The sequence below is a fragment of the Collimonas fungivorans genome (genome assembly GCF_001584145.1).
GTDB lineage: Bacteria > Pseudomonadota > Gammaproteobacteria > Burkholderiales > Burkholderiaceae_D > Collimonas > Collimonas fungivorans.
In genome coordinates, this window is record NZ_CP013232.1 from 2,216,786 (window position 1) to 2,243,663 (window position 26,878).

A 26,878-nucleotide genomic window follows, 5' to 3' on the forward strand; every position below is an offset into this window, starting at 1 on the left:
TGTGTGGTCGCTGGCGAAGGGATAAGGCGATGCTGGCTCCTGCCCGGTGCAGATGGGGCAGGAGCCAGCGCGTTTAGAAAAAGCCCAGTGCGTTCGGGCTGTAGCTGACCAGCAGGTTCTTGGTTTGCTGGTAATGATCCAGCATCATCTTGTGGTTTTCGCGGCCTATGCCCGACTGCTTGTAGCCGCCGAATGCCGCATGGGCCGGATACAGGTGGTAGCAGTTGGTCCATACCCGGCCGGCCTGGATCCCGCGTCCCATGCGGAAGGCGCGCGAGCCGTCGCGGGTCCACAAGCCTGCGCCCAGGCCGTACAAGGTGTCGTTGGCCAGCGCCAGCGCTTCTTCTTCATCCTTGAAGGTGGTGACGGACAATACCGGGCCGAAGATTTCTTCCTGGAAGATGCGCATCTTGTTGTTGCCTTCGAAGACTGTCGGTTCGACGTAGTAGCCGGCATCGAAATCGCCGCCCAGCTGCTTGCGCACGCCGCCGGTGAGCAGCTTGGCGCCTTCCTGCTTGCCGATGTCGATGTAGGACAGGATTTTTTCCAGCTGTTCCTGCGAAGCCTGGGCGCCGATCATGGTGGCGCTGTCGAGCGGGTTGCCTTGCTTGATGGCTTTGACCCGTTTTAGTGCGCGCTCCATGAAACGCTCGTAGATCGACTCCTGGATCAGCGCGCGCGACGGGCAGGTGCAGACCTCGCCCTGGTTCAAGGCGAACATGGCAAAACCTTCCAGGCACTTGTCGAAAAACGCGTCGTCCTGATCCATCACGTCGGCAAAGAATACATTCGGCGATTTGCCGCCCAGTTCCAGCGTCACCGGGATGATGTTTTGCGAGGCATATTGCATGATCAGGCGGCCGGTAGTGGTTTCGCCGGTGAAGGCGATCTTGGCGATGCGTTTGCTGGAGGCCAGCGGCTTGCCGGCTTCGAGGCCGAAGCCGTTGACGATGTTAAGCACGCCGGGCGGCAGCAGATCCTGCACCAGCTCGACCCAGACCATGATCGAGGCCGGCGTCTGCTCAGCCGGTTTCAGCACCACGCAATTGCCGGCGGCCAGCGCCGGCGCCAGTTTCCAGACCGCCATCAGGATCGGAAAATTCCATGGGATGATCTGGCCTACCACGCCGAGCGGCTCGTGGAAATGATAGGCATAGGTCTGGTCGTCGATGGTGGCGACCGAACCTTCCTGGGCGCGGATGCAGGCCGCGAAGTAACGAAAATGGTCGATCGCCAGCGGAATGTCGGCGGCCGTGGTTTCGCGTATCGGCTTGCCGTTGTCTATGGTTTCGGCAATCGCCAGCAATTCCAGGTTGGCTTCCATGCGGTCGGCGATCTTGTTCAGGATGTTGGCGCGTTCGGCCGGCGAGGTCTTGCCCCAAGCGGCTTTGGCGGCGTGCGCCGCGTCCAGCGCCAGTTCGATGTCTTCGGCGCCGGAGCGGGCGATTTCACAGAAGGTCTTGCCGATCACCGGGCTGACGTTCTCGAAATATTCACCCTTGACCGGCGCCACGAACTTGCCGCCGATGAAATTGTCATAACGTTGCTTGAACGGATTGCGAGTGGCTAGCTTGCTGATGTCTGCGAGATTCATGTCGTCCTCTGGCTTGGAATGAGTGAGTGGGGTTCAGCGCTACAAACTGCATCTGTCATTGCGCAACGAATGTGCCAGTGCCGCGCCGGTGCGGCGGCGGCTCGGACGGGATCTCCTGGAGCCTTGCCTGGCGCGGCTTGCGAAGGATGGAGTGGTTGGCGATGGCGGATTGGACAACAGTCTGGTATTTTAAAAGCACACGACAACTGTTCCGTTTCTGAACAGTGGCTGAGCACAGTTGCTGCAAAAGGTGTCAGTGCGTGCCAGTGTTATTCCCAGTGCATTCGGAGAAAATGCATTAAGCTAAAGATTGGCAAATTGGCAGCTCAGGAGACTATGGTCAGGCCTTGCCGCCAGCTGGCAAGACACCATTCAACCGACAGCAATCTTCAGGGAAGATTTCATGCAAAACAAGATAATGACATTGGCATTGCAGGGCGGGGGTTCGCATGGGGCGTTCACCTGGGGCGCGCTGGACCGCCTGCTGGAAGATCCCAGGATAGAAATCGAGGGCATCAGCGGCGCCAGCGCCGGCGCCATGAACGCGGTGGCGATGAGTTACGGCCTGGCGATCGGCGGCCGCGACGGCGCGCGCCAGGCGCTGGCCGATTTCTGGGATAGCGTCAGCACCCGCGATCTCTACAGTTTCATGCGGCCGGACGCCCTGAGCGAGGCCGGCATCGCTTCGCAGGCTACTTCCTCGGCGCTGCTCAAGCACATGTTCTCCGTGACCAGGATGTTTTCGCCGTACCAGCTCAATCCGTTTGACCTGAATCCCTTGCGCGACATCCTCGGCAAGCAGATCGACTTCGAACGCTTGCAGGCGGAAGGCAAGGTCAAACTGTTCATCGCCGCCACCCAGGTCAGCACCGGCCGCCTGCGCATCTTCCGCAATGACGACTTGACGCAGGACGCCTTGCTGGCGTCGGCCTGCCTGCCGTCGATGCACCACGCGGTCGAGATCGACGGCGAGGCCTATTGGGACGGCGGGCTGACCGCCAATCCGCCGATTTTTCCGCTGCTGCATCTGTGCAACTCACCCGATGTGCTGGCGGTGCTGCTGCACCCGTTCCGCCGGCCGCTGACGCCTACCGGCACCGACGAGATCGGCCAGCGCCTGAGCGAGATCAGTTTCAGCTCGACCTTCTTTACCGAGCTGGGCGGGCTGGCGCTGGCCAAGCGCGAGACCGAGGCCGATCCGAAGGCACGCGGCAAAATGCACGACCGGCTCAAGGAGCTGCGCATCCATGTGATCGATTCGGATGCCTTGATGAGCCAGCTGAGCTCGGCCAGCAAGCTGAACACCAAAGCCTCTTTCATCCATGCTTTGCGCGACGCCGGCAGGGCGCGCGCAGAACTCTGGCTGACCGAGAAATTTTCCGGCGCCGATCTGCAATCGAATTTCGACCTCGACCAATTCCTGGCCTGATACCCATGAAACTATCCCGTTCAGAATTCCTTGCCCTGCGCGGCTTGCGCTATCACATACGCCACTGGGGCCGCGCCGGCGCCCCGAAAATCTTCATGATGCACGGCTGGATGGACGTATCGGCCTCATTCCAGTTCGTGGTTGATTGCCTGCAGCGCGACTGGCATGTGATCGCGCCGGACTGGCGCGGCTTCGGCCTGACAGAAGGGCCTCCGGTGGAGAGCTACTGGTTCCCCGATTACCTGGCCGACCTCGACGCCATCTTGCAGCATTATTCAGCCGACGCGCCGGTCAACCTGCTCGGCCACAGCATGGGTGGTTATGCCGTGGGCCTGTATGCCGGCACCCGGCCGCAGCGGATCAAGGCGCTGATCAACCTGGAAGGTTTCGGCGGCGAACACCTGTCGGCCGAGCTGGCGCCGGCGCGTTACGCCAAATGGCTGGACCAGCTGATTGAAGCGGCTGCGTTGCTGAGCTACCCGGACCTGGCAGCGGTCGCCGCGCGCCTGCAGAAGACCAATCTGCGCCTGGACGACCAGCGGGCGGCGTTCCTGGCCCAGCACTGGTCGCGCCAGAACGACCTGGGGCGCTGGGAGATCCTGGCCGATCCTGCGCACAAGATCATCAACCCGGTGCTGCCGCGGGTGGAGGAAATGCTGGCCTGCTGGCGCGCCACCACGGCGCCGGTGTTATGCGTCGAGGCGGAATTTACCAACATGTGGCAGTGGATGGGCGGCAAGGATGTCATGCGCGGCGAGATCGACAGCCGTATCGCCATGCTGCCGCACGCCAGGACCGCGGTGGTCGCCAATGCAGGGCACATGCTGCACCACGACCAGCCGCAGGCACTGGCGACACTGATTGAACAGTTCCTGCTCTCGTAGGGTGGGCACGCTTTTGTGCCCACGCGGGAACTCACACCACGTACATGCCATTCCGACGCCACGCAGGCATGTACTCCGGCTATCGCGGTCACGCGTGGGCACAAAAGCGTGCCCACCCTACCGGGCTGACTGCCGTTGTCGTTCGCGCAGTTCCTCGATTCAGCAGTGGCTTTCCTCGAAGGCATTGATCAGCCTGATCATGTCGTCCATGCGGCTCTGTTCCTGCGTTGTGGTGCGGCGGTTCCACAGGATGTCGAATTCAACCACGGTCAGGTGGTATTGGATTTCGCTCAGCTCGTCTATCTCGCCGATAGCGCCGGCATTCATTTCTTGCTCAAACATGTGTACCTCCTGACATGCAGATCAATGTCAAATTTTCGACAACAGCTTATGCAGCAATTCTTTCAGCTTGCTGGTTTCGTCCTGGCTGAAATCCGCCAGGAGCTGGTCCAGCACATGGGTGATGCATTCGATCAGTTTCGGGTAAATCGACCAGCCGGCTGCGGTCAGTTCGAGCGTGATTGCGCGGCTGTTCCGCGGCGAACGCAGCCGCGTCACCAGGCCTTTCCTTTCCAGCCGCCTGACCATGCGCGTCATCGCGCCGGGATCGTAAGCCAGCAATTTGCACAGCGCCGCGATCGACTCTGTGCGCGAGTTGGCCAGGTTGACGATGATCACGTACTGCGCCGCCGTAATATCCAGCACCTGCAATTCCCGGTTCAGCGCGTCCAGGATCGCGCCGTGTGCGTGTTCCATCAAGGCATCCAGGCCGGCGGCGGATTGCCGCTGTTGCCGGAGATGGGTTAGGGTAGCCATGGCAGCTTGATGGTTTCGTTAGTGCGCCGCCGAGGTGTCGGCAACGCGTTTGGGTTTCGGCGCGAACCATACCGCGGTCGCCGCCAGCAGGAATGACAGCGCCGCCATCATGAAAATATGGTTGGTCGACAGCATGATGCTTTGCGACTGCACGGTCTGCTCGATGCTGAGCCGCGCCTGTTCCGCGCTCAGGCCGGACTGCACCAGGGTATTGCTGGCATTGCCGGCCTGGTCGACCAGGCCCGACAGTTCGGCGTGATAATAGATCGCCTTGTTTTCCCAGCTGGTGTTGACCAGCGAAGTAGCGATGGCGCCCGACATGGTGCGGCAAAAACTCATCAGGCCGGCGGCGGAAGCAGTCTCGGAAAAATTGACGCTGCTCAGCGCCAGCCCTGTCAGCGGCACGAAGAACAGCGGCATGCCTATGCCTTGCAGCAGCAGCGGCCAGCCGATCTGGAAGGTGGTCATGTCGGTGCTGTTGAAGCTGCGCAGCAAGGTCACCGAACCGAGCCACAGCACACCCAGGCACACCAGCTTGCGCGGATCGACTTTGGTCGACAGCTTGGCGACGAAGGGCGCGGTCATGACCGCCAGGATGCCGCTCAGGGCGGTGGTCTGGCCGGAGTGGGTAGCGGTGTAGCCCATGTAGCCCTGCAGCCACAGCGGCGTCAGCACGGTGGCGCCGAAGAAGGCGCCGAACGCCAGGCAGATGGTGATCACGCTGGCCGAATAGCCGCGGTGCCGGAACACCCGCAGGTCGACCACCGGATTGCGTTCGGTCAGTTCCCAGATCAGGAAGGCGATGAAGCCGATGATGGCGATCAGCGCCAGCGCCATGATTTCAGGCGAAGCGAACCAGTCTTTTTCCTTGCCCTGGTCCAGCATCAGCTGCAGGGCGGCGACCCAGACGATCATCAGTCCCATGCCGACTTTGTCGATAGGTACTTTTACCAGCGACGACTCGTAGCGCTTGAACATTTTCCAGCCGAGGTAACCGCAGATCAGCGCCACCGGCACGTTGATGTAGAAAATGTAGGGCCAGCTGTACTGGTCGCACAATACGCCGCCGAGGATCGGTCCGGCGATTGGCGCAATCAGGGTAGTCATGGCCCACAGCCCGACCGCGGTAGGCGCTTTCTCCTTGGGGAAAACCCGCAGCAGCAAGGTCTGCGAGAGCGGGATCAGCGGGCCGCCGGCCAGCCCCTGGAATATGCGGAAGGCGATCAGCAGGCCCAGCGAGTTGGCCAGGCCGCACAAGGCCGAGAACACGCCGAACATGACCATCGAAGTGATGAACACCCGCACCGCGCCGAAGCGGTTGGCGAGCCAGCCGGTCAGCGGCACGGTGATCGCTTCCGCCACCGCGTACGAAGTGATGACGTAAGTGCCCTGGCTGGACGAGGCGCCCAGTGCGCCGGAGATGGTCGATACCGAGACGTTGGCGATGGTGGTGTCGAGCACCGCGATGAAGTTGGCGGCGGCCAGCAGCAGGCCGGCGCCGATCAGCTGCGCGCCGGCCAGGGGCTTGATCGGCAGTTCCGAAGAAGTGGATGACATGATCTGCTTTCTTGCTGCTTACATGGGCGAAGGCTGTGCGCTCTTGACGCCGCGCGTATCGATAGCCACTTCCATCGACAAGCCGACGCTCAAGGGTTTGGCGATCAGCTCCTTGCGGTCTATCGAAATCCGCACCGGCAGACGCTGCACCACCTTGATCCAGTTGCCGGTGGCGTTTTGCGCCGGAATCATGGCGAACGCCGAGCCGGTGCCGCCCGACAGGCCGACCACGGTACCGTGGTATTCGACCGAACCGCCGTAGATGTCGGCGCTCATGGTGACCGGTTGCCCCAGTTGCACCTGGGTCAGCTGGCCTTCCTTGAAATTGGCGTCGACGTGCATCGACTGGGTCGGGACCACCGTCATCAAGGCGGTGCCAGCTTGCACCCGCTGGCCGACCTGGACCTGGCGCCGCGCCACCACGCCGTCCACCGGTGCGCGCAATACGGTGCGCTCCAGGTCCAGCTTGGCCTGGTCGCGCTTGGCCCTGGCCAGTTCCACTTCAGGATTGGTGGCGACGGTGGTGTTGGCGGTTAGCACCGTGCTGGCTTGCTGCGCGCCGATGGTGGCGCTGCGGTTGCTTTTGGCTTGTATGGCGCCGGCTTCGGCGACTTTCATGTTGGCTTGCGCGGTCAGCAGAGCGGTGCGAGCGTTGGTCAGTTCTTCGCCGGAGACCGAACCTGACTTGGCCAGCGCTTCGCGCCGGTGCAGGTCGAGTTCGGCGCGCTGCAAGTCTGCTTGCGCCGACAGCACCTGGGCCGCGGCGCGGCTCTGCTCGGCATCGCGCGCCAGGACCTGGGCCGCCAGTCCGGCGTCGTTGGCGAAATAGCTCTGCACGCGGCGCTCGGAGCGATCGAGGTCGGCCTCGGCCTGCAGCAGCGCCAGCTTGGCGTCGCTGTTGTCGATCACGACCAGCACCTCGCCTTGTTTCACATATTGGGTGTCGACCACCTTGACGTCGGCGACGATGCCGTTGATGGCCGGCGTGATCTGGGAAATTTCAGCCTCGGTATACGCATTGTCGGTGCTGATGTAGCGCGAGCCGATGAAATGCCAGTAAGTGGCGTAGGAAAGGCCGCCGAGCAGGATGACGCCGCCCAGGATGGCGAATAGTTTCTTGCGTTTTTTGGTGGTGGCCGCCTGTTCTGCCTGCTCTGCCTTGAGAGCGGCTTCACTGGATGCGAGTTCTTGGACTGCCTGGGAATCGGAATGTGACATGTTGTTCTTACCTATTGAGTTTGATCAGATTGCAGCCTGGCGATAACCGCCGCCCAGCGCCCGTACCAGTTGCACGTCCAGCGCGAACATGCGTGAACGCAGCGTCGACAGGTCGCGCTGGTTGGTGAGCAGGGTGTCTTGCGCGTTGAGCACGTCGAGGTAGGTCGCCAGTCCGCCCTCGTAGCGGTTCTGGGCGATCTGGGCTGCGGCAGCAGCGGCGTCGACCGCTTCCTGCGTCTTGCCCAGGCGTCCCGACAAGGCTTTTTCGCTGACGGCGGCGTCGGCGACGTCTTGCAATGCCTGCGTCACGGCGCTGTCGTAGTTGGCCACCGCTTCGTCATAGCTGGCGCTGGCCTGGCGATACTGGCCGCGCAGGCGGCCGCCCTCGAAGATCGGCAGCGAGATGGCCGGGCCGATGCTGCCGATGTCGGAGCCGGCCTTGGTCAGCATGCCCAGTCCCAGCGATTGGAAGCCGAGGTAGGCAGTCAGGTTCACGTTCGGATAGAACTGCGCCTTGGCGACCTTGATCTGCTTGGCCGCGGCTTCGGCGCGCAGGCGCGCGGCCACCACGTCCGGCCGCCGGCCGAGCAGGTTCACGGGCAACTGCGACGGCAAGGCAAACGGCTTGGACAGGTCGAGCACCGGCCGCTGCAACGACAAGCCGCGGTCCGGTCCGGCGCCGAGCAGCGCGGCCAGCTTGTTGCGCTGCAGGGCGATCGATTCGTCCAGGCTCAGCAGGTCGGCTTCGGCGCTGGCTTTGCGCGCCACTACCTGCTTGACGCTGCCCAGCGTCTCCAGGCCGTTGAGGCGGCGCTGTTCAAACAGGTCCAGCGTCTGTATCCGCACCTGCAGCGCTTCTTGCGCCGTATCGTGCTGGCTCAGCAGGCGTTCGAATTCGGCGTAGGCGGCGGCGATCGAAGTCGCCAGCGTGATCTTGGCCTGGGCGGCGTCGGCCCTGGCGGCTTCCAGGTCGGAAGTGGCGGCGGCCAGCGCGGCGCGGTTCTTGCCCCAGAAATCGATTTCATAACTGAGGTTGAGCGTGGCCTGGCCTTCGAAGTTGTAGTTCTGCGGCACGAACTCCGGCGGCACGCCGTTGTTGTAGCTTTGCTTCATGTAGTCAGCCGAGGCATTCGCGCTGACTTGCGGCAGCAGGGCGGCGCCTTGCTGCTGGGCCACGCCCTGCGCTTTCAGCAGGCGCGCCTGGGCTGCCGCCAGCGACGGCGCGCCCTTCAAGCCTTCGGCGATCAGTGTGTCGAGTTGCCGGTCGCCGTAAATCGCCCACCAGTTGTCGTCCGGCCAGCTGACGGCATTGCCAGCCAGCTGGCCGGTTTGATAACTGCTGATGTCCTTGGGCACGGCGCGCGGGCCGATTTCGGAAAACGGCGCGCAGCCGCTGATGCTCAGCGCCAGCACGCACATGCTGGCGATGCCGCGCAGGCCAGGGGCGGCGTAGGGTGGGGAATGAGGGCGTGACATAGGAAATATCCTGTTGTAATCGACGTAGCTGAATGACATAACTGAACTGTACGGTATAGTATAGTATTGACTTTTCGGCGTCGTCAAGTAAAACTGTTGGCCCTAACAGGGGTAGGTTTTTTACAACAGTGGCGCGGCAAATTGCCGCCAGCGCCGCAGGCAGGCAAGGACAAGGAACACGCAATGCGCAAGAAAAGTGAAGAACGACGACAGGCGATCCTGGATATCTCTGCGCAGATGTTTAATGAATTAGGGTTCGAAGGGACTTCCATGTCGGACATATCGGCGCGCCTGGGCGGGTCGAAGGCGACGCTATACAACTATTTTTCGTCGAAAGAGGAAATTTTCGTCGAAGTCCTGTTGCGCCAGGCTGGCGCGCAGTTCGACCTGACCTTCGCCAGCCTGGTCGAGTCCGACGATCTGCGCGCCGTCTTGCAGCGTTTCGGCACGATGTACCTGCAGGCCAAACTGCAGCCCGAGATCATCGCTGCGCGCCGCCTTATCCTTTACCATGCCGAGCGCTCCCAGCTGGGCCAGGTCATGTACGAGCGCGGACCAAAAAGAGGCACGACCAGGATGGCCGAATTCTTCGCCAGCGCGATGGCGCGCAAACAGATCCGCGAAGCCGACGCCTGGCTCGCCGCCTTGCAGTTCCACGGCCTGATGGAAGCGGAGTGGATCGAAGTCAGGATGCTGGGAGTCGTCACATCTGTAACGGCGGCCAAGGTGCGCGATTCGGTGGAGCGCGCCGTCGATGCCTTCATGCGGATTTATGCCGTTTGAGGATGTTCCCGCGACGGGGAAATGTGCGCTCGCAGCATGGGACCACCAAGGAGCGTACAATCGAGCCATGACAGCTGCTTTCCCTGTACGGACCAATAGATGTTGAACGTTGATCTCCATTGCCATTCCAATGTTTCCGACGGCACCTTGACGCCGGCGGCGGTGGCTGAACGCGCCAAGGCTAATGGCGTCGATATCTGGGCCCTGACCGATCACGACGAAATAGGCGGCATCGCGCCCGCGCGGGCCGCGGCGGCCGAGCTCGGCCTGCCGTATGTGGCGGGAGTCGAGATATCGATCACCTGGGCCGGACAGACCATCCATATCGTCGGTTTGCAGATCGACGAAACCAATCCTGAGCTGGTGCAGGGACTGGCGGCTACCCGCGGCGGCCGCGAGCGGCGTGCGCGCGAAATGTCGGAACAGCTGGCGGCGGTAGGCATTCCCGACGCCTTCGAAGGCGCCTTGAAACATGTCGGCAATCCAGACCTGATATCGCGCACCCATTTCGCCCGCTACCTGGTGGAGATCGGCCGCTGCGCCGACACCAGCGAAGTGTTCCGCAATTTCCTGACCGAAGGCAATCCCGGTTATGTCCCGCATCGCTGGGCCTCGCTGGAGCAATCGGTACGCTGGATCCGCGGCGCCGGCGGGGTGGCGGTGGTGGCGCATCCGGGTCGCTACAAGCTGAGCGACCTGGCCTTCGACGCTTTTTTCAACGAGTTCAAACAGCTCGGCGGCAGCGCGATCGAAGTCGTCACCGGCAGCCATACGCCGGACCAGTACGGTTATTACGCCAAGGTCGCCGCCGACTACGGTTTCCTGGCTTCGCGCGGTTCCGATTTCCACAGCCCGAGCGAATCGCGGGTTGATCTCGGCGCCTTGCCGCCGCTGCCGGCCAGCCTGACGCCGGTGTGGCACAACTGGTGATTCCCGTAGCACTGCCTCCGCAATAATCTCCCCGCCAGGCCCTGAAACAGCCGGCTATGCTGCTGCGTCGCAGCATAGTTACTGCCTTTGCATGTCGATGATTCTGTACTACTCTGAATTTGAACCTGTTGCAGAATTCGTGCGCGGGGTCTTGTCATATCTGCAGTAATGATGTGGCAGTTGCTGATTGCTTTTGAGGAGGTCGTCATGGAACTTCACATGCATTCGCATCACCTGGAGCATCGCTTGCCAGACTGGCCGGCGGCAGCCGTCTCCGGTTTTGCCGCCGGTGCGGTCGTGATGGTGCTGGAACTGCTCTGGTCAACCCTGTTCATGGATACCAGCCCCTGGATCACTTCGCGCATGGTGGCCGCCATCGTCCTCGGACCTGACACGATGCAAACCAGCACTTTCAGCGTCGGCGTGGTCGCTGTCGCGCTTGCCACCCACTATGTGCTGGGCATCGTGCTCGGCCTGATCCTGGCGGTCATCATTGCGCCTTTCCACTTTGACTCCAGCGTCGGCATGATATTGCTGACCGGCGCTGTGTTCGGCCTCGCCGTCTACCTGTTCAATTTTTACGGCATGGCGCGTTTCTTCTCATGGTTTAACGACATGCGCGGCTGGTCGACCTTGGCCGCCCACCTGATCTTCGGCATGTCGGCAGCGATCATTTACTGGAAGCTGGAACGGCCGATAGGACAATAACAGCCACGGCGTGTTCCGATCAGGGGGTTGCCGGCGGACCAGGACAGCGATCCTGATCCGCCCAGGATGGGTTTCGCTGCGCTGGCGTCTGTAGCGCTCAATAGAAGTCTTCATTGCGTCTCAATCACTGCTGCGAGCGTGTTTCGCAGGAGAGAGGATAGCTATGGCCATGGCTGTTGCGCTCGTCTTGATGGTTGCCGCCTCGCTGCTGTTTCATTTTCTCAGCCCTTGGTGGGCCACGCCGCTGGCGTCGAACTGGCGCCAGATGGACGATACGCTGACCATCACGCTGGTCATCACCGCCATCTTCTTTGTTGTCATCAACCTGTTCATCGTCTACACCTTGCTGCGTTTCCGCCATCGCGAAGGGCGGCGCGCGGCCTACCAGCCCGACAACAAGAAACTCGAACGCTGGCTGATCGTCGCCACCAGCATTGCCATCATGGGCCTGCTGGCGCCTGGCCTGTTTGTCTACGCGGCTTACGTAACGGTGCCGGCAAACGCGCTGGATGTGGAAGTGGTCGGCCAGCAGTGGCAGTGGAAATTCCGCTATCCCGGACCCGGCGGCAAGCTGGGACGATCCAGCATCGACCTGGTCAGCGCCGCCAATCCGTTCGGGCTGGATCCGCGCGATCCGGCCGGCCAGGACAACATCCTGGTCAACAATAATGAACTGCACCTGCAGATCAACCAGCCGGTCAGGATGCTGCTGCGTTCGCAGGACGTGCTGCACGATTTCTACGCGCCGCCGTTCCGCGCCCGCATGAACATGGTGCCGGGCATGGTGACTTCATTCTGGTTCACGCCGAACAAGCTCGGCCGTTATGAAGTCTTGTGCGCGCAGCTGTGCGGCGTCGGCCATTCGGGCATGCGCGGTTATGTCGTGGTGGAGGACGCCGCCAGTTTTCAAAAATGGCTGAAGGCGCAGCCGACGTTTGCCCAGACCATGGCGCCGCCGGCTCTTGTTGCGCAGCCCGCCGCTGCCGCTGGCGGCGCTGCGGCAGCCGTGACTGGCGATGCGCTGGTGGCGCAAGGCAAGGCGCTGGCTGAATCCAAGGCTTGCGTGGCTTGCCACACGGTGGACGGCAGTCCGCGCGTTGGTCCGACCTGGAAAGGTTTGTTCGGTAAAACCGAAACCATGGAAAACGGTTCCACCGCAAAAGTGGACGAAACTTACCTGAAGGATTTCATCCGCAATCCGCAGGCGCGGGTAGTCAAGGGTTTTGCGCCGATGATGCCGAAGATCGACATGAGCGATGCCGAGCTGGAGGCGCTGGTGGCTTACATCAAATCCTATGGCGCGCCGGCGGCAAGCCAGCAGGCGCAGCAATCTCCTCCCTCCCGCGCACCATCCCAATAAGCAAGGAATGCCATGGCCCACACCGACGACAGCGCACACCATGACCACGGACCGCAAGGTTTCTTCCGCAAATATGTCTGGAGCCAGGACCACAAGGTGATTGCAATCCAGTACGCTAGCGTCGCCATCCTGGCCGGGCTGGTGGGGGTCGGGCTGTCGAACCTGATGCGCCTGCAGCTGGGGTTTCCCGGCAAGTTTGCCTTCATCGATGCGCAGCATTACTACCAGTTCATGACCATGCACGGCATGATCATGGTGATCTACCTGCTCACGGCGCTGTTCCTCGGCGGTTTCGGTAATTACCTGATCCCGCTGATGGTGGGTGCGCGCGACATGGTTTTTCCTTACCTGAACATGCTCAGCTTCTGGGTTTACCTGCTCTCGGTGATCGTGCTGATGGCGAGTTTTTTCGTGCCGGGCGGGCCGACCGGCGCCGGCTGGACCTTATACCCGCCGCAGGCGATCTTGCCTGGCACGCCGGGTTACGAGTGGGGCATCATCCTGATGCTGGTGTCGCTGCTGATCTTTATCGTTGCCGCCACCATGGGCGGCCTGAATTACGTGACTACCGTGTTGCAGGCGCGTACCCGTGGCATGACGCTGCTGCGCATGCCGCTGACGGTGTGGGGAATTTTTGTTGCTACCATCCTGGCGCTGCTGGCCTTTCCCGCGCTATTCGTAAGCGGCATCATGATGCTGCTGGACCGTACGCTGGGCACCAGTTTCTTCATGCCGGCGCTGGTGTCGATGGGGCAGGTCAGCGGCTATAAAGGCGGCAGCCCTTTGCTGTTCCAGCACCTGTTCTGGTTTTTCGGCCATCCCGAGGTGTATATCGTGGCCTTGCCGGCATTTGGCATCGTCTCGGACCTGATCAGCGTGCACGCGCGCAAAAGCATCTTCGGCTACCGCACCATGGTGTGGGCAATCCTGGCGATCGGCGTGCTGAGCGTGGTGGTATGGGCGCACCACATGTTCGTCAGCGGCATGAATCCGTATTTCGGTTTCTTCTTTGCCACCACCACCCTGATCATTGCCGTGCCTACCGCGATCAAGGTCTACAACTGGGTGCTGACCTTGTGGAATGGCGATATCCACCTGTCGGTGCCGATGTTGTTCGCGCTGGCGTTCATCAGCACTTTCCTGATCGGCGGCCTGACCGGGCTGTTCCTCGGCAATGTCAGCGTCGACATCCCTCTGTCCAACACGTATTTCGTGGTGGCGCACTTCCATATGGTGATGGGGGTGTCGCCCTTGCTGGTGGTGTTTGGCGGCATCTACCACTGGTACCCGAAGGTGAGCGGCCGCATGTTGCACGAAGGAATGGGGAAATTCCATTTCTGGATCACTTTTCTCGGCACTTATGCGATCTTCTTTCCCATGCATTACCTCGGCATCCTCGGCATGCCGCGCCGCTACTATGCCTTCGACGGCTATAAATTCATCCCCGACTCGGCGCACGCGCTGAATGCCTTTATCAGCGTGGTGGCGCTGATCGTGGCGACGGCGCAACTGGTTTTCATCTTCAACCTGATCTGGAGCATATTCCGCGGCAAACCGGCGCCGGCCAATCCATGGCGCGCCGCGTCGCTGGAATGGCAGACGCCGGAAACGCCGCCCACCCATGGCAACTGGGGCGAACAGCTGCCGGTGGTGTATCGCGGCGCTTATACCTATAGCGTGCCGGGCGCCAAGGAAGACTTCATCGCGCAAAACGTGCCGCCGGTAGCCGGCGACGCCGAGTCGCTGGTGGTCAAGGAGACATACGCATGAGGACGCTTGATGCATCGATCAGCTCGAACCAGGCCGTCATCCTGAAACCCCCGGCTGGCGGTTATGTGCGCTACGGCTATGGCGCCGAAGGCATGCCGCCTGACCTGCGCGATGCAGCTGTCAGCGTTGCCTTGTGGGTATTCATCGGTGTCGCGACATCACTGTTCCTGCTTTTCCTGGCCGCCTACGGCATGCGGATGGATGCCGGCGACTGGTCGCCGCTGGCGATGCCATGGCAGCTGTGGCTGAGCAGTTCGTTGCTGCTGCTTGCCAGCGCGCTGCTGCAGCTGGCGGCAATGGCGGCAGGTTCACTGCATCTGCAGCGAGCCCGTTACCTGCTGGTCGCTGCCGGCGTTTGCGGTTTCGCTTTCCTGGGCGCGCAACTGTGGGGATGGCAAGCGTTGCTAGCCATCCATGTGACGGCCAGCGGCAACCCGGCCGCCAGTTTCTTTTATCTGCTGACAGCCATGCATGCCTTGCACGTGGCGGGTGGGCTTGCCGGCTGGGGCATCGCCGCGCATGGCGCCTGGCGGCAGGATGCCAGCCGCCAGGCCCGGCGCATCCGCTTATGCGCGCGTTACTGGCATTTCTTGCTGGCGCTGTGGCTGTTGCTGTTTGCTGCATTGGGCTGGCTGACGCCGGAGCTGGTGCGCATGGTTTGCGGTACGCGTTAAGGAGGCCATATGAACACGGTGAGCACGACCGCAGCATCTCCTGCAACCGCTCCGGCTACCGGACGCTGGCGGCAGCTGGTGGCGGACTGGTCGTCGGACCAGCAGGCGTTCCAGGTATCGTGGGGCAAGGCCATGATGTGGATTTTCCTGCTGTCCGACACCTTCATCTTCAGCTGTTTCCTGACCGGCTACATGACGGTGCGCATGGCCAACACCGTTCCCTGGCCGAACCCGAGCCTGGTGTTCAGCCTCAATATCGGCGGCGTCGAAGTGCCCTTGCTGCTGATCGCGATCATGACTTTCGTCTTGATCAGCAGCAGCGGCACCATGGCGATGGCGGTCAATTTCGCCTACCGCCGCGAGCGTGTGCGCGCCGCCATCCTGATGTTTGTCACGGCGGGTTTCGGCGTGTGCTTCGTCAGCATGCAGGTGTTCGAATGGAGCAAGCTGATTCTGCAGGAAGGCGTGCGCCCCTGGGGCAATCCGATGGGGGCGGCGCAATTCGGCTCGACTTTTTTCATGATCACCGGTTTCCACGGCCTGCATGTGAGCGCCGGCGTGATCTACCTGATTACGGTGGCGGTGCGTTTGCTGCGCGGCAGATATGACGCAGTTGGCAAGACCGGCGGGAATTACCAGATCGTCGAAATCGCCGGGCTGTACTGGCACTTCGTCGACCTGGTCTGGGTTTTCATTTTTGCCTTGTTCTATCTCTGGTAGGTGCGCTCATGACTTCCGCCACAGGACAACAACATCCGATCAGCCTGTACCTGAAGATATGGGGATTGCTGTTCGTGCTCAGTACGCTTTCCTATCTGGTCGACTACTTCAATTTCCACAGCTACCTGCGCTGGACCCTGATCCTGGTCCTGATGCTGATGAAGGCGGGCCTGATCGTCGCCTTCTTCATGCACATGGCCTGGGAACGGCTGGCGCTGGTGTTCGCCATCCTGATCCCGCCGCTGTGCCTGCTGGTGCTGGTGGGCCTGATGGCGACCGAAGCCGACTACACTTTCCTGACCCGGCTTTCGTTCTTTCGCTGAAGTTTGAATTGCAGCTTGAATCAAAGTTTGAATTACAGCTTGATATACCAGCGCTGCCGGTCCATCACATACACGATCAGCCACCAGACAGCGACAAAGGTCATTGCGAAAGCCAGCGACGCTATGTAAGGACCGGCCAGAGGCGCGATCCAGCTGGCGAACAATCGTTGGTACAAGGTTTCCTGGCCTAGTCCAGGCAGCACGATCTGCATCAGTTCCGAGCCGGCATACGCTGCCACGGCATTGAGGCCGAAGCGCCGTCCCAATGCCGGCCAGTTGCACCGGTCCACCAGCCAGTGGAACAGCAGCAGCGCCAACGTGGCCCAGCCGGCGCACCACAGCACAAACGATGAAGTCCACAGGTTCTTGTTGAGCGGCAGCGCCAGCGACCACAGCGCCCCCAGGACCAGCGCCGCGACGGCGGCAAATAGCAACGGCTTCAAGCGGTTCTCGCGCAGCCAGCGGCCGGCGCACAGGCCGAGCAAACTGGTCGCCAGCGACGGCAAGGTGCCGAGCAGACCTTCCGGATCGTGGCCGCGGCCGCTGGCGGCGTCGATCTGGTAAACGAAATGGCCGAACAAGGCGCTGTCGCTGCGGCTGGCCAGGTTGAGCCACGGCTCCAGCGAACCGCCGAGCGTCAGCAGGCCCCAGTAACCGAGCAGGATTGCGGCGATCAAGCCCCATTGCGTGCGCGGCCGGGTATAGATGGAACATAGCGCGGTAGCGGCGAAGCACAGCCCTATGCGTTGCAGCACGCCCGGCAGGCGCATGTGGGCGCCGGGCATGATGAGCCAGGCCAGCAGATTGATCAGCAAACCCAGCGCCACGATGCGCAGCGCCCGCAGCAGGGCGGCGCGCGCCAGCATGCCCGGATTGGCGCCTTGCGCCAGCCGCGGTTCGATGCCCAGCGCGGTCGAGACGCCGACCACGAACAGGAAAAACGGAAACACCAGGTCAGTCGGCGTGCAGCCGTGCCAGGCCGAATGTTCCAGCGGTGCGTAGACATGACCCCAGTCGCCGGGATCGTTAACCAGCAGCATGGCGGCCACGGTGCAGCCGCGCAGCGCATCAACCGACGCCAGGCGGCGCGTCATGGAGCGGCAAACCGTTGTGATGCACAAAGCATGATGTCCCCTGATTTTTTTGTTCGCCAAAGATAGCAGAATTTAAGCCGGCAACTAAGTCAGCAGCCCCCAGGCAATCAAGGCCGATAACGCCAGGAAGGGGAAAGAGTACAGATGGAAGCGCAGCCAGAGATGGCGCTCGGGCGCCATGCGCAGCGCGATGATGTTGGCCAGCGAGCCGATCGCCAGGCCGAAACCGCCGGCGTTGACGCCGTATGCGATCACCTTGTAAGCGTCGGAATAATTGACCAGCAGGATAGTCGCCGGCACATTGCTGATGACCTGGGAGCCGAGCAGGGCGGTCAGGAACAATTCAAGTTGTGAAAAATGCGGAATCGCCGCCACCCAGTCCTGGATGACATGCAGCTGCGTCAGCAGGCGGATGTCGATGAACATCAGGATGAAGACCAGGATCAGGCTCCAGTCGACCTTGGCGATGATCTCCCGGCAAAACAGCAGCGCCGCAGCCGCCACGCCAAGCAGGCCCCAGCCTGGATGGCCCAGTTCCACCGAGGCCACGAACGCCAGGTAGAGCAGCCCGCAGGTGCGCAGCAGCCCGACCCGGTAGGACGCCGGATTGTCTTCCAGCTCAGTGTGTATGGTTTGTCTGGGGAAGCAGAACCAGGTCGCCAGCAGTAATAGTAAAAAAATCGTTAGCGCCAGCGGCGCCATCTGCCAGGTGAAGCCGGCGAAGGACAGGTGCGAGCGCTGCCAGAGCAGGATGTTTTGCGGGTTGCCGATAGGCGTCAGCAAGGAACCGGCGTTCACCGCCAGCGCCTCGAAGATCACCAGGCGGCCGATCGGCAAGCCGCTGATGCCGCCCAGGCCGACCGTCAGCGGCACCATGATGAACAGCGCGATGTCGTTGGTCAGCACGGTAGACAGCAGGGCGGACGCCGACACCAGGAAGATGGCCAGCACGCGTTCCTGCTGCAGCCGGTTGATGATGGTGCGTCCCAGGTGTTCCAGGTAGCCGCTGACTTCGATGCCCTTGGTCAGCAGCAGCATGCCGGCCAGCGTGGCGATGGTGTTCCAGTCGACCCAGTTGCGGTATTCCGCCAGCGGCTGCGCCGAGAAAATCGAGAGGATTATCGCGATGGCCAGCAGCAGATGCATCAGCCGGTCGCGCAGGAACGGCAGGCCGATTTGCTGGATGAAAGATGGCGCCGTGGCTGGTTCAGTGGTTGTGTGCATGGATGTTTGCGGAAGTATGGCGCAGATAGGTTGCTTTTGTTGTGCAAATATTATGCAAATGTGATGTTTTACGGGGCGGACAGTCTGGCATAATTGCTTAGCGGCCAGAACCTGTGCCCTTGAAATTTGCGGCGGCGACCTTATTTTAAATGCACTTCCTTCCCATTCCGGAGTTTTCTACATGAAACGTATTTTCCTGTTCCTTGCTACCAATATCGCGGTGATGGTTGTGATGAGCATTGTTCTGTCGCTGCTGGGTGTGGACCGTTTCCTCACGCGCAGCGGCCTGAACCTGCCGATGCTGATGGTGTTTTCGCTGGTGGTCGGTTTCACCGGTTCGATTTTCTCGCTGCTGATCAGCAAGCAGATGGCGAAATGGTCGACCGGCGCCCGCATCATCACCACGCCTTCCAATTCGACTGAGCTGTGGCTGGTGGATACGGTGACCAAACTGGCGCAGCGCGCCGGCATCGGCATGCCTGAGGTGGCAGTGTATCAGGGCGATCCGAATGCGTTTGCCACCGGCGCATTCAAGAACTCGGCGCTGGTCGCGGTGTCCACCGGCCTGCTGGAAAGCATGACCAAGGAAGAAGTGGAAGCGGTGCTGGGCCACGAGATCGCCCACATCGCCAACGGTGACATGGTGACCATGACCCTGATCCAGGGCGTGGTGAATACTTTTGTGGTGTTCCTGTCGCGCGTCATCGGTTATGCTGTCGATCGCGCTTTGTCGCGCGGCAATAACGACGGTCCCGGCATCGGCTATATGGCCACCGTGCTGGTATCGCAGATCGTGCTGGGCATAGGTGCATCGCTGATCGTCGCCTGGTTTTCGCGCCACCGCGAATTCCGCGCTGACGCCGGCTCGGCCAAACTGCTGGGCAGCGCCTTGCCGATGCAGCGGGCGCTGGCAAGGCTGGGCGGGGTTGAACCGGCGACGTTGCCGGAATCGATGGCGGCGCTGGGCATCAACGACAAGCCGGGTTTCATGGCGCTGTTTTCCAGTCATCCGCCGATAGAACAACGTATAGCTGCATTGCGCGATCCGCAAGCAACAGCCTTGTAATTTTAATTTGCATGCAAGGCGGCGCTGGCCTTCGGGCCGGCGCCGCTTTTCATTTAGAAGATTGAGCCATGAGCCAGTTTTTCCAGATCCATCCGGATAATCCGCAGCTGCGCCTGATCAAGCAGGCAGTGCAGATCATCCAGTCCGGCGGCATCGTCGCCTTGCCGACCGATTGCTGTTATGCGCTGGTCTGCCAGCTCGACAACAAGGATGCGGTAGAGCGCGTAAGGCGTATCCGCGGTGTCGACGACAAGCATCACCTGACGATGCTGTGCCGCGACCTGAGCGAGATTTCGCTGTACGCCAAGGTCGACAACCGCCAGTTCCGCCTGTTGAAAAGCGCAACCCCGGGCGCGTACACGTTCATCCTGGAAGCGACCAAGGAAGTGCCGCGCCGCCTGAGCCATCCGGCGCGCAAGACCATCGGCCTGCGCGTGCCGCAGCACAGCATCGTCAACGCCGTGCTGGAAGAGCTGGGGCAGCCGCTGATCGGCACTACACTTATCTTGCCTGGCGAGGGCCATGCCCTGACCGATCCGGAAGAGGTGCGCGGCCAGCTGGAAAAGCAGATCGAACTGGTGATCGACGGCGGCGCCTGCAGCCTGGAGCCGACCACGGTGATCGATCTCACCAGCGATGAACCGGAGCTGATACGCCAGGGGCGCGGCGACGCCGGCTTGTTTGGCTTGTGAGCCTGCGTGAGGCTATACACCCGGCCCTTTGCAGTGCTTGTCTTTTTATAATTTTCTGCCTGCGATACAGTCCGATACAGTTCTTTTGCCAGATGCTGCCTCGGGCTTTAACGCCCCTCTGATAGAATCCCGCCCATGAATGATCTTATCCAAACCGTCGCCGTGTATGCCTTGCCCGTGCTGTTCGCGATTACGCTGCATGAAGCCGCGCACGCCTACGCCGCCAAGTATTTCGGCGATTCGACCGCTGCCATGCTGGGACGCATGAGCCTCAATCCGATCAAGCACATCGACCCTTTCGGCACTATCCTGATTCCGATACTGCTGTATTTTTCCACCGGCGGCGCCTTCCTGTTCGGCTACGCCAAGCCGGTGCCGATCAATTTCGGCCAGCTGCGCAAACCCAAGCGCGACATGGCCTGGGTGGCGCTGGCGGGGCCGGCGGCGAATTTCGTGATGGCGCTGATCTGGCTGCTGGTGCTGATCGCCTTGGCGGCGTTCCAGGTGCAGGAAGATTTCTTCGCCTTGATGGCGCGCGCCGGCATCCTGACCAACCTGGTGATGTTCGCCTTCAACCTGTTTCCGATCCCGCCGCTGGATGGCGGCCGCATCCTGACCAGTTTGCTGCCCAACAAATACGCCTATAAATTTGCCCAGATCGAGCCTTACGGCTTTTTCATCGTGATGGGCCTGGTGCTGTTGAAAGTACTATATTTCTGGATGACGCCGGTCATGGCGATTGCCCGTACTGTCCTGCAATGGATAGTGTCGCCGCTGTTATTCTTGTTAAACTGAAATTGTTCCCCCTTTTCTGACCGCTCATACCGACTATGTATCCTGACCGTGTTGTCTCTGGCATGCGCCCAACCGGCGCCTTGCATCTTGGCCACTACCACGGCGCCCTGAAAAATTGGGTAAGGCTGCAATCCGAATTGCCTTGCCTGTTTTTTGTCGCCGACTGGCATGCGCTGACCACGCATTACGACGATCCGAGCCTGATCGAAACCAGTACCTGGGACATGCTGATCGACTGGCTGGCGGCAGGGGTCGATCCCTCGCAGGCGACTCTGTTCATCCAGTCCAAGGTGCCGGAGCATGCCGAACTGCACCTGCTGTTGTCGATGGCGACGCCGCTCGGCTGGCTGGAGCGGGTGCCGACCTACAAGGACCAGCAGGAAAAGCTGGCCGACCGCGACCTGGCGACCTACGGTTTCCTCGGTTATCCGCTGCTGCAGGCGGCCGACGTCCTGATCTACCGCGCCAGCCAGGTGCCGGTGGGCGACGACCAGGTGCCGCATATCGAAATGATGCGCGAAATCGCGCGCCGTTTTAACCATTTGTACGGCAAGGAAAAGGGTTTTGAAGAGAAAGCCCAGGAAGCCGTCAAGAAGCTCGGCAGCAAACGCGCCAAGCTCTACAACGAACTGCGCACCGAATTTCAGCAGCAGGGCAGCGAAGATGCGCTGGGACAGGCCAAAGCCATGCTGGACGACGCCCAGAACCTGTCGATGATCGACCGTGAACGCCTGTTCGGTTTCCTGGAAGGCAGCCGCAAGCTGATCCTGTCGGAGCCGCAGGCGTTGCTGACCGAAGCCTCGCGTTTGCCGGGGCTGGACGGGCAGAAAATGTCCAAGAGTTATGGCAATGCCATCGCCCTGCGCGAAGACAAGGATGTGCTCAGCAAGAAGGTGCGCACCATGCCGACCGATCCGGCGCGGGTGCGCCGCACCGATCCCGGCGATCCCGACAAATGCCCGGTGTGGCAATTCCATGTGGTGTACTCCGACGACGCTACCCGGCAATGGGTAGGCAAGGGCTGCCGCAGCGCAGGTATCGGCTGCCTCGAATGCAAGCAGCCGGTGATCGACGCCATCGTCAAGGAGCAGGAGCCGATGCACGAGCGCGCCCAGCAATACCTGGACGATCCTTCGCTGGTGCGGGCGATCGTGGCGGACGGCTGCGATCATGCGCGCAAGCTGGCGCAGGATACGATGCGCGACGTGCGCGAAGCGATGGGGCTGAGCTATAGCTGAGCCAACTTCAAATTGCATCAATTCAACCGATAAGCAGGCAGGCGTGGCGATAAATCCGGTTTCTCCCTGGGTCAGCCGCTTCGGCGGCCTGATACCGGCCGCAGCCGGTCCTGTGCTGGACCTGGCTTGCGGCAACGGCCGCCATGCCATGTGGCTGGCGCAGCGCGGGCTGGAGGTGCTGGCGGTCGACCGCAACCCTGAACTGCTGGCGGAGGTAGCAGCGTCCGGCATAGCGACGCTGCAGATCGACCTCGAGACTGGCCCCTCGGAGCCGTTGTCGGCCTTGTTCCAGCCGCAGCGCTTCAGCGCCGTGGTGGCGACCAACTACCTGCACCGACCCCTGTTTCCCCTGATATTGTCTAGCGTGGCGCCACATGGCATCCTGCTATATGAAACGTTTGCCGCCGGCAATGAGCAATTTGGCAAGCCGTCCAGCCCCGATTTCCTGCTCCAGCCCGGCGAATTGCTGGCCCTGCTGGCGGCCGACAGCGCCAGCCGCTGGCATGTGCTGGCTTTCGAGGACGGGTTCGTGGAAGGGCCGAAACCGGCCATGGTGCAGCGCATCTGCGCCGTCAAGCAGGCCGGCGGCCTGGCGCCAGCCCTGCGGATTGGGTGAGGAATTGGATGAAAAGCCTGGCGCAGCCTATAGGTGGATTGCTATTAGGCAACTGTATTTGTAAGCTGTTTTACAAGCGGAAATACCCACAGCCACTATGATCCGCTACAATCAGTCTTTTATTTTTTCGCATTCACGATCATGATCAAGGGCAGCATTGTTGCAATCGTTACTCCCATGCATACCGACGGCAGCCTCGACTTGCCAGGTTTGCGCAAGCTGATCGACTGGCACATCGCGGAAGGGACCGACGCCATCGTTATCGTCGGCACTTCCGGCGAATCGCCGACAGTCACGGTGGAAGAGCACTGTGCCCTGATCAAGCTGGCGGTCGACCATGCCGCCAAACGGATTCCCATCATCGCCGGCAGCGGCGGCAATTCCACCGCGGAAGCGATCCAGCTGACCCGTTTCGCCAAGGAAGCCGGCGCCGACGCTTCGCTGCAGGTGGTGCCTTACTACAACCGGCCGACGCAAGAAGGCATGTACCAGCATTTCAAGAAGATCGCCGAATCGGTCGACTTGCCTATCATCCTGTACAACGTGCCGGGCCGCACCGTGGCCGACATGAGCAACGAGACTATCCTGCGCCTGGCGCAGGTGCCGGGAATCATCGGCGTCAAGGATGCCACTGGCAATATCGGCCGCGGTTCCGACCTGATCCGCCTGGCGCCGCCTGAATTCGCCGTCTATTCCGGCGACGATGCGACCGCCATGGCGCTGATGTTCTGCGGCGGCAAGGGTAATATTTCGGTGACCGCCAACGTCGCTCCGCGCGACATGCACCTGCTGTGCGTCGCTGCCATGGACGGCAATGTCGCCGAAGCTGTCAAACTGAACAACAAACTTTTACCGCTGCATAATAAATTATTTGTTGAGCCGAATCCTTTGCCTGTGAAATGGGCTCTCACAGAGATGGGCATGATGTCCGACGGAATCCGTCTGCCATTGGTGCCGCTGGCCGCCGAGTACCATGCAACGGTGCGGGCGGCGCTGCGTGAATCGGGTGTATTACAATAAACTGCGCTGACAGGCGTTTCCATTTCTCTCGTTTTTTTGATCCTGTATCCACATGACTATTCGCAAGAACATTTCATCGACTCAAATCAGTCTCACACAACGTGGCGTTGTCATCGCTTTGGCGCTCGCCGGTCTGGCAGGATGTTCGTCGATCGGGTCGGTGCTTGAGCCGGATCGCATCGATTACAAAAGCGCAGGCAAGGTGACGGCGCCGAAACTGGATATCCCGCCTGACCTGACCCAGTTGCAGCGCGAGAATCGTTATGCGATTCCCGAATCGAACGCAGGCACCGCCACCGCTTCCGGCTACAACCTGGAGCAGGGCGTGACACGCCCGGCCGAAGCTGCCGCCGCAGTCGCGCCGAACGCCGCGCCGGACATGCATATCGAACGCGACGGTTCGCAGCGCTGGCTGGTGGTGAAGGCCACCCCTGACAGCCTGTGGCCTAAGGTCAAGGATTTCTGGCAAGACTCGGGTTTCCTGATCAATGTCGAAAATCCGGAAACCGGCGTGATGGAAACCGACTGGGCGGAGAACCGCGCCAAGATCCCGCAGGATTTCGTGCGCAACACGCTGGGCAAGGTCTTCGATTCCCTGTATTCGACCGGCGAACGCGACAAGTTCCGCACCCGCCTGGAACGCGGACCTAACGGCACCACCGAAATCTACATCAGCCACCGCGGCGCGGAAGAAGTGCTGTCCGGCGCGCAGAAGGAATCGAGCATCTGGACTGCCCGCGCTCCCGATCCGCAGCTGGAAGCAGAATTCCTGGCGCGCCTGATGGGCCGCCTGGGCAATGACGAAGTGAAGGCCAAGGCTGCTGTCGCCAATGCGCCATCGCTGCAAGCACGTTCGAAGCTGGTCAAGAATGCCGCCGGCGATTACGTGCAAGTTGACGAAGGTTTCGACCGCGCATGGCGCCGTGTTGGCCTGGCGCTGGACCGCGTCGGCTTCACGGTGGAAGACCGCGACCGCACGCAAGGCCTGTACTTCGTGCGCTACGTCGACCAGGACGCGGACGCCAAGGACAAGAAATCGGACAAGGGCTTCTTCGCCAGGATGTTCAGCAGCTCGGATAGCGACAAGGCAAAGAATGCGGCCAGCTACCGCATCCTGGTCAAAGGTTCCGACACCGGCAGCCAGGTCGCAGTGCTGAACAAGGAAGGCAAGCCCGAATTGTCGAAAACATCCGACAAGATCCTGGCCCTCTTGAACGAACAGCTGAAGTAAGCTGAAGTTAAACTGTTACGCAGTCGTAAAAAAGCAATGCGGCTGTCTTCCTGTCACCAGAGCTACCCTTGAAATTCGCAAGTCTGGGTAGCGGCAGCGAAGGCAACGCGTTGCTGATTTCAGCAACGTCAGGCAGCGCCGTCACCAACGTGATGCTTGACTGCGGCTTCGGCATCCGGGAAACCGAACGCCGCCTGGCCCGCCTGGGCCTGGATGGCGCCGCACTCTCCGCAATTATCGTCACCCACGAACACCAGGACCATATCGGCGGCGTTTTTAAGTTCGCTCGCCGCCATCGTTTGCCTGTGTGGCTCACCTACGGTACTTACCAGGCCTTGCGCCAGGACAGCACGGCCGATGTCGCGGTCCGTTTTTGCCGTGACGGCGATGCCTTCGCCGTCGGCGATCTGCAATTGATTCCCTATACGGTCCCGCATGATGCGCGTGAGCCGGTCCAGTACGTCGCCACCGACGGCGATCGCCGGCTGGGCGTGCTGACCGATGCTGGCAAGCTGACCGAGCACCTGGTGCAAGCGCTGGGCGGCAGCGATGCGCTGGTGCTGGAATGCAATCACGACAGGCAGATGCTGAGGGATTCGGCGTATCCGCCGTCGCTCAAGCGCCGCATAGGCGGCGAATACGGCCATCTGTCGAACGAGGCGGCGCGTGAAATCCTGGCGGCGCTGGATCAGTCGCGTTTGCGCAAGGTGGTTGGGGCGCACTTGAGTGCACGCAACAATTTGCCTGAGCTGGCGTATGCAGCGCTGTGCGGCGCCCGCTGCAGCGAATCGGTGGAGGTGACGATAGCGTGCCAGGAAGAAGGCTTTGGCTGGATCGAGATGTAATGCGGGACGTGTAGGGCGCGGGAGATATTTACCCGATGTTCCGGGCAAGAAAAAAGCCGACCCAGGGGTCGGCTTTTTTTAAGCAACCAATGATTACTTGGAAGCAGCAGGTGCGGCAGCAGCTTTAGCAGCGTCAGCAGCAGCGTCAACAGCTGTGTGAGCAGCATCAGCAGCAGCGGAACCAGCAGCAGCAGCAGCGGAACCAGCAGCAGTTGCAGCGTCAGCAGCAGCCGAACCAGCGGCAGTTGCAGCAGCAGCAGCGTCGGATGCAGCGGATGCAGCAGCGTCAGCAGCAGGAGCAGCGACGGATGCAGCAGGAGCAGCGTCAGCAGCAGGAGCTTCGTCTTTTTTGCCGCAAGCAGCCAGAGTCAGAGCCAACAGGGATGCGATCAACAGTGTTTTTTTCATGAATGTTCCTTCAGTAGTAATCAAAAATTTTGCGATGAATAATTACCGGTAATTATCGCTCTACAGGATGTTTTCGCAGTGCTTTGCCGGGACTGCGCATCGCGATGCAACAAAAACTTTCCAGCTCAGAATTATAGCTGGAATTTGTTAAATATGACATTAACGGTTTGCTATTTGGTAAGAATTTGTATCAATGCAACAGCACCTTCACATGTCCGGGTAAACGCCGCTGTTTTGTTGGTGACAGGCGGTAGCCATACATGCTCGGTTTGTCGTTGAGCGCGCATTTGCCGTCGTTGCATGACTAATCGCAGTAAATGCGTATGAATATCCGCTTTCGGTGATTTATTTGTTAAATAATGTGAATTACAGATAATGTTTATACAAATCGGATTAAATATTAACTT

The 26,878-nt window shown here is 60.9% G+C and carries 27 protein-coding genes; 18 read left to right on the top strand and 9 right to left on the bottom strand.

The window, feature by feature from the left end; genetic code table 11:
• Positions 1-73: 73 nt before the first annotated feature.
• On the bottom strand, positions 74-1,594 hold the full coding sequence (adh, locus tag CFter6_RS09565; RefSeq protein ID WP_061539735.1) for an aldehyde dehydrogenase: 1,521 nt from the start codon (positions 1,592-1,594) through the stop codon (positions 74-76).
• Between the two features lie 403 nt (positions 1,595-1,997).
• Between adh and CFter6_RS09570 the strand changes: the two genes are divergently transcribed.
• Positions 1,998-3,023: a patatin-like phospholipase family protein gene (locus tag CFter6_RS09570; RefSeq protein ID WP_061539736.1), complete on the top strand. Its 1,026-nt coding sequence runs from the start codon at positions 1,998-2,000 to the stop codon at positions 3,021-3,023.
• A gap of 5 nt (positions 3,024-3,028) precedes the next feature.
• On the top strand, positions 3,029-3,907 hold the full coding sequence (locus CFter6_RS09575) for an alpha/beta fold hydrolase (RefSeq protein WP_061539737.1): 879 nt from the start codon (positions 3,029-3,031) through the stop codon (positions 3,905-3,907).
• A 159-nt stretch (positions 3,908-4,066) separates the two neighbouring features.
• Here CFter6_RS09575 and CFter6_RS09580 read toward each other — a convergent pair whose 3' ends face one another.
• The 5 genes from CFter6_RS09580 to CFter6_RS09600 are packed head-to-tail and all read right to left on the bottom strand — an operon-like array spanning position 4,067 to position 8,974.
• On the bottom strand, positions 4,067-4,249 hold the full coding sequence (locus CFter6_RS09580; protein WP_061539738.1) for a hypothetical protein: 183 nt from the start codon (positions 4,247-4,249) through the stop codon (positions 4,067-4,069).
• Positions 4,250-4,276: 27 nt separating this feature from the next.
• A complete protein-coding gene (locus CFter6_RS09585) occupies positions 4,277-4,723 on the bottom strand; it encodes a MarR family transcriptional regulator (RefSeq protein WP_061539739.1) in 447 nt (148 codons plus the stop codon).
• Positions 4,724-4,741: 18 nt separating this feature from the next.
• Complete coding sequence (locus CFter6_RS09590) at positions 4,742-6,280, bottom strand: DHA2 family efflux MFS transporter permease subunit (protein WP_061539740.1); 1,539 nt, start codon at positions 6,278-6,280, stop codon at positions 4,742-4,744.
• 18 nt (positions 6,281-6,298) lie between these two features.
• Complete coding sequence (locus CFter6_RS09595) at positions 6,299-7,498, bottom strand: HlyD family efflux transporter periplasmic adaptor subunit (protein ID WP_061539741.1); 1,200 nt, start codon at positions 7,496-7,498, stop codon at positions 6,299-6,301.
• 24 nt (positions 7,499-7,522) lie between these two features.
• On the bottom strand, positions 7,523-8,974 hold the full coding sequence (locus tag CFter6_RS09600; RefSeq protein WP_205631459.1) for an efflux transporter outer membrane subunit: 1,452 nt from the start codon (positions 8,972-8,974) through the stop codon (positions 7,523-7,525).
• Positions 8,975-9,157: 183 nt separating this feature from the next.
• On the opposite strand from CFter6_RS09600, the gene CFter6_RS09605 reads away from it, so the two are divergent.
• The 8 genes from CFter6_RS09605 (at position 9,158) to CFter6_RS09640 (ending at position 16,242) form a co-directional block, all read left to right on the top strand.
• Positions 9,158-9,757: a TetR/AcrR family transcriptional regulator gene (locus CFter6_RS09605; RefSeq protein WP_061539743.1), complete on the top strand. Its 600-nt coding sequence runs from the start codon at positions 9,158-9,160 to the stop codon at positions 9,755-9,757.
• A 99-nt stretch (positions 9,758-9,856) separates the two neighbouring features.
• Positions 9,857-10,687: a 3',5'-nucleoside bisphosphate phosphatase gene (locus CFter6_RS09610; RefSeq protein ID WP_061539744.1), complete on the top strand. Its 831-nt coding sequence runs from the start codon at positions 9,857-9,859 to the stop codon at positions 10,685-10,687.
• Between the two features lie 207 nt (positions 10,688-10,894).
• On the top strand, positions 10,895-11,395 hold the full coding sequence (locus CFter6_RS09615) for a hypothetical protein (protein ID WP_061542286.1): 501 nt from the start codon (positions 10,895-10,897) through the stop codon (positions 11,393-11,395).
• A gap of 163 nt (positions 11,396-11,558) precedes the next feature.
• On the top strand, positions 11,559-12,755 hold the full coding sequence (locus CFter6_RS09620; protein WP_061539745.1) for a cytochrome c oxidase subunit II: 1,197 nt from the start codon (positions 11,559-11,561) through the stop codon (positions 12,753-12,755).
• Between the two features lie 12 nt (positions 12,756-12,767).
• A complete protein-coding gene (gene ctaD / locus CFter6_RS09625; RefSeq protein WP_061539746.1) occupies positions 12,768-14,525 on the top strand; it encodes a cytochrome c oxidase subunit I in 1,758 nt (585 codons plus the stop codon).
• On the top strand, positions 14,522-15,199 hold the full coding sequence (locus tag CFter6_RS09630) for a cytochrome c oxidase subunit 3 family protein (protein ID WP_061539747.1): 678 nt from the start codon (positions 14,522-14,524) through the stop codon (positions 15,197-15,199). Before ctaD ends, CFter6_RS09630 begins: the two co-directional genes overlap by 4 nt.
• 9 nt (positions 15,200-15,208) lie before the next feature.
• A complete protein-coding gene (locus CFter6_RS09635; RefSeq protein ID WP_061539748.1) occupies positions 15,209-15,919 on the top strand; it encodes a heme-copper oxidase subunit III family protein in 711 nt (236 codons plus the stop codon).
• Positions 15,920-15,927: 8 nt separating this feature from the next.
• Positions 15,928-16,242, top strand: a complete 315-nt coding sequence (locus tag CFter6_RS09640) for a cytochrome C oxidase subunit IV family protein (RefSeq protein WP_014005656.1) — start codon at positions 15,928-15,930, stop codon at positions 16,240-16,242.
• Positions 16,243-16,274: 32 nt separating this feature from the next.
• On the opposite strand, the gene CFter6_RS09645 is transcribed toward CFter6_RS09640, so the two are convergent.
• Together CFter6_RS09645 and CFter6_RS09650 are read right to left on the bottom strand one after the other, a co-directional pair.
• Complete coding sequence (locus tag CFter6_RS09645; RefSeq protein WP_061539749.1) at positions 16,275-17,336, bottom strand: acyltransferase family protein; 1,062 nt, start codon at positions 17,334-17,336, stop codon at positions 16,275-16,277.
• 84 nt (positions 17,337-17,420) lie between these two features.
• Entirely contained in the window at positions 17,421-18,560 is a 1,140-nt protein-coding gene (locus tag CFter6_RS09650; RefSeq protein WP_061539750.1) for an SLC13 family permease, read from the bottom strand.
• A 181-nt stretch (positions 18,561-18,741) separates the two neighbouring features.
• Between CFter6_RS09650 and htpX the strand changes: the two genes are divergently transcribed.
• The 8 genes from htpX (at position 18,742) to CFter6_RS09690 (ending at position 26,063) form a co-directional block, all read left to right on the top strand.
• Complete coding sequence (htpX, locus tag CFter6_RS09655; protein ID WP_014005659.1) at positions 18,742-19,626, top strand: protease HtpX; 885 nt, start codon at positions 18,742-18,744, stop codon at positions 19,624-19,626.
• Positions 19,627-19,694: 68 nt separating this feature from the next.
• Positions 19,695-20,318 (top strand): L-threonylcarbamoyladenylate synthase, encoded by a 624-nt coding sequence (locus tag CFter6_RS09660; protein WP_061539751.1) that lies wholly within the window; start codon positions 19,695-19,697, stop codon positions 20,316-20,318.
• A gap of 135 nt (positions 20,319-20,453) precedes the next feature.
• Positions 20,454-21,113 (top strand): site-2 protease family protein, encoded by a 660-nt coding sequence (locus tag CFter6_RS09665; protein ID WP_014005661.1) that lies wholly within the window; start codon positions 20,454-20,456, stop codon positions 21,111-21,113.
• Positions 21,114-21,148: 35 nt separating this feature from the next.
• Positions 21,149-22,351 carry a tryptophan--tRNA ligase gene (locus tag CFter6_RS09670; RefSeq protein WP_061539752.1) on the top strand — a complete coding sequence of 401 codons (1,203 nt, stop codon included), beginning with the start codon at positions 21,149-21,151 and terminating at the stop codon, positions 22,349-22,351.
• A 43-nt stretch (positions 22,352-22,394) separates the two neighbouring features.
• Positions 22,395-22,967, top strand: coding sequence for a class I SAM-dependent methyltransferase (locus CFter6_RS09675; protein ID WP_061539753.1), 573 nt, complete (start codon positions 22,395-22,397; stop codon positions 22,965-22,967).
• A 141-nt stretch (positions 22,968-23,108) separates the two neighbouring features.
• Positions 23,109-23,987, top strand: coding sequence for a 4-hydroxy-tetrahydrodipicolinate synthase (gene dapA, locus CFter6_RS09680; protein ID WP_061539754.1), 879 nt, complete (start codon positions 23,109-23,111; stop codon positions 23,985-23,987).
• 52 nt (positions 23,988-24,039) lie between these two features.
• A complete protein-coding gene (bamC, locus tag CFter6_RS09685) occupies positions 24,040-25,218 on the top strand; it encodes an outer membrane protein assembly factor BamC (protein WP_061539755.1) in 1,179 nt (392 codons plus the stop codon).
• Between the two features lie 68 nt (positions 25,219-25,286).
• Positions 25,287-26,063 (top strand): MBL fold metallo-hydrolase, encoded by a 777-nt coding sequence (locus CFter6_RS09690; protein WP_061539756.1) that lies wholly within the window; start codon positions 25,287-25,289, stop codon positions 26,061-26,063.
• 93 nt (positions 26,064-26,156) lie between these two features.
• Here the strand turns inward: CFter6_RS09690 and CFter6_RS25970 are convergent, their stop codons facing one another.
• Positions 26,157-26,471 (bottom strand): hypothetical protein, encoded by a 315-nt coding sequence (locus CFter6_RS25970; protein ID WP_041741578.1) that lies wholly within the window; start codon positions 26,469-26,471, stop codon positions 26,157-26,159.
• Positions 26,472-26,878 lie beyond the last annotated feature (407 nt).

What these genes read in the sequence shown, in the direction of transcription:
- adh (WP_061539735.1), bottom strand. Translation starts at nt 1,594, where the DNA reads ATGAATCTCGCAGACATCAGCAAGCTAGCCACTCGCAATCCGTTCAAG.
- CFter6_RS09570 (WP_061539736.1), top strand. Translation starts at nt 1,998, where the DNA reads ATGCAAAACAAGATAATGACATTGGCATTGCAGGGCGGGGGTTCGCAT.
- CFter6_RS09575 (WP_061539737.1), top strand. Translation starts at nt 3,029, where the DNA reads ATGAAACTATCCCGTTCAGAATTCCTTGCCCTGCGCGGCTTGCGCTAT.
- CFter6_RS09580 (WP_061539738.1), bottom strand. Translation starts at nt 4,249, where the DNA reads ATGTTTGAGCAAGAAATGAATGCCGGCGCTATCGGCGAGATAGACGAG.
- CFter6_RS09585 (WP_061539739.1), bottom strand. Translation starts at nt 4,723, where the DNA reads ATGGCTACCCTAACCCATCTCCGGCAACAGCGGCAATCCGCCGCCGGC.
- CFter6_RS09590 (WP_061539740.1), bottom strand. Translation starts at nt 6,280, where the DNA reads ATGTCATCCACTTCTTCGGAACTGCCGATCAAGCCCCTGGCCGGCGCG.
- CFter6_RS09595 (WP_061539741.1), bottom strand. Translation starts at nt 7,498, where the DNA reads ATGTCACATTCCGATTCCCAGGCAGTCCAAGAACTCGCATCCAGTGAA.
- CFter6_RS09600 (WP_205631459.1), bottom strand. Translation starts at nt 8,974, where the DNA reads ATGTCACGCCCTCATTCCCCACCCTACGCCGCCCCTGGCCTGCGCGGC.
- CFter6_RS09605 (WP_061539743.1), top strand. Translation starts at nt 9,158, where the DNA reads ATGCGCAAGAAAAGTGAAGAACGACGACAGGCGATCCTGGATATCTCT.
- CFter6_RS09610 (WP_061539744.1), top strand. Translation starts at nt 9,857, where the DNA reads ATGTTGAACGTTGATCTCCATTGCCATTCCAATGTTTCCGACGGCACC.
- CFter6_RS09615 (WP_061542286.1), top strand. Translation starts at nt 10,895, where the DNA reads ATGGAACTTCACATGCATTCGCATCACCTGGAGCATCGCTTGCCAGAC.
- CFter6_RS09620 (WP_061539745.1), top strand. Translation starts at nt 11,559, where the DNA reads ATGGCCATGGCTGTTGCGCTCGTCTTGATGGTTGCCGCCTCGCTGCTG.
- ctaD (WP_061539746.1), top strand. Translation starts at nt 12,768, where the DNA reads ATGGCCCACACCGACGACAGCGCACACCATGACCACGGACCGCAAGGT.
- CFter6_RS09630 (WP_061539747.1), top strand. Translation starts at nt 14,522, where the DNA reads ATGAGGACGCTTGATGCATCGATCAGCTCGAACCAGGCCGTCATCCTG.
- CFter6_RS09635 (WP_061539748.1), top strand. Translation starts at nt 15,209, where the DNA reads ATGAACACGGTGAGCACGACCGCAGCATCTCCTGCAACCGCTCCGGCT.
- CFter6_RS09640 (WP_014005656.1), top strand. Translation starts at nt 15,928, where the DNA reads ATGACTTCCGCCACAGGACAACAACATCCGATCAGCCTGTACCTGAAG.
- CFter6_RS09645 (WP_061539749.1), bottom strand. Translation starts at nt 17,336, where the DNA reads ATGACGCGCCGCCTGGCGTCGGTTGATGCGCTGCGCGGCTGCACCGTG.
- CFter6_RS09650 (WP_061539750.1), bottom strand. Translation starts at nt 18,560, where the DNA reads ATGCACACAACCACTGAACCAGCCACGGCGCCATCTTTCATCCAGCAA.
- htpX (WP_014005659.1), top strand. Translation starts at nt 18,742, where the DNA reads ATGAAACGTATTTTCCTGTTCCTTGCTACCAATATCGCGGTGATGGTT.
- CFter6_RS09660 (WP_061539751.1), top strand. Translation starts at nt 19,695, where the DNA reads ATGAGCCAGTTTTTCCAGATCCATCCGGATAATCCGCAGCTGCGCCTG.
- CFter6_RS09665 (WP_014005661.1), top strand. Translation starts at nt 20,454, where the DNA reads ATGAATGATCTTATCCAAACCGTCGCCGTGTATGCCTTGCCCGTGCTG.
- CFter6_RS09670 (WP_061539752.1), top strand. Translation starts at nt 21,149, where the DNA reads ATGTATCCTGACCGTGTTGTCTCTGGCATGCGCCCAACCGGCGCCTTG.
- dapA (WP_061539754.1), top strand. Translation starts at nt 23,109, where the DNA reads ATGATCAAGGGCAGCATTGTTGCAATCGTTACTCCCATGCATACCGAC.
- bamC (WP_061539755.1), top strand. Translation starts at nt 24,040, where the DNA reads ATGACTATTCGCAAGAACATTTCATCGACTCAAATCAGTCTCACACAA.
- CFter6_RS25970 (WP_041741578.1), bottom strand. Translation starts at nt 26,471, where the DNA reads ATGAAAAAAACACTGTTGATCGCATCCCTGTTGGCTCTGACTCTGGCT.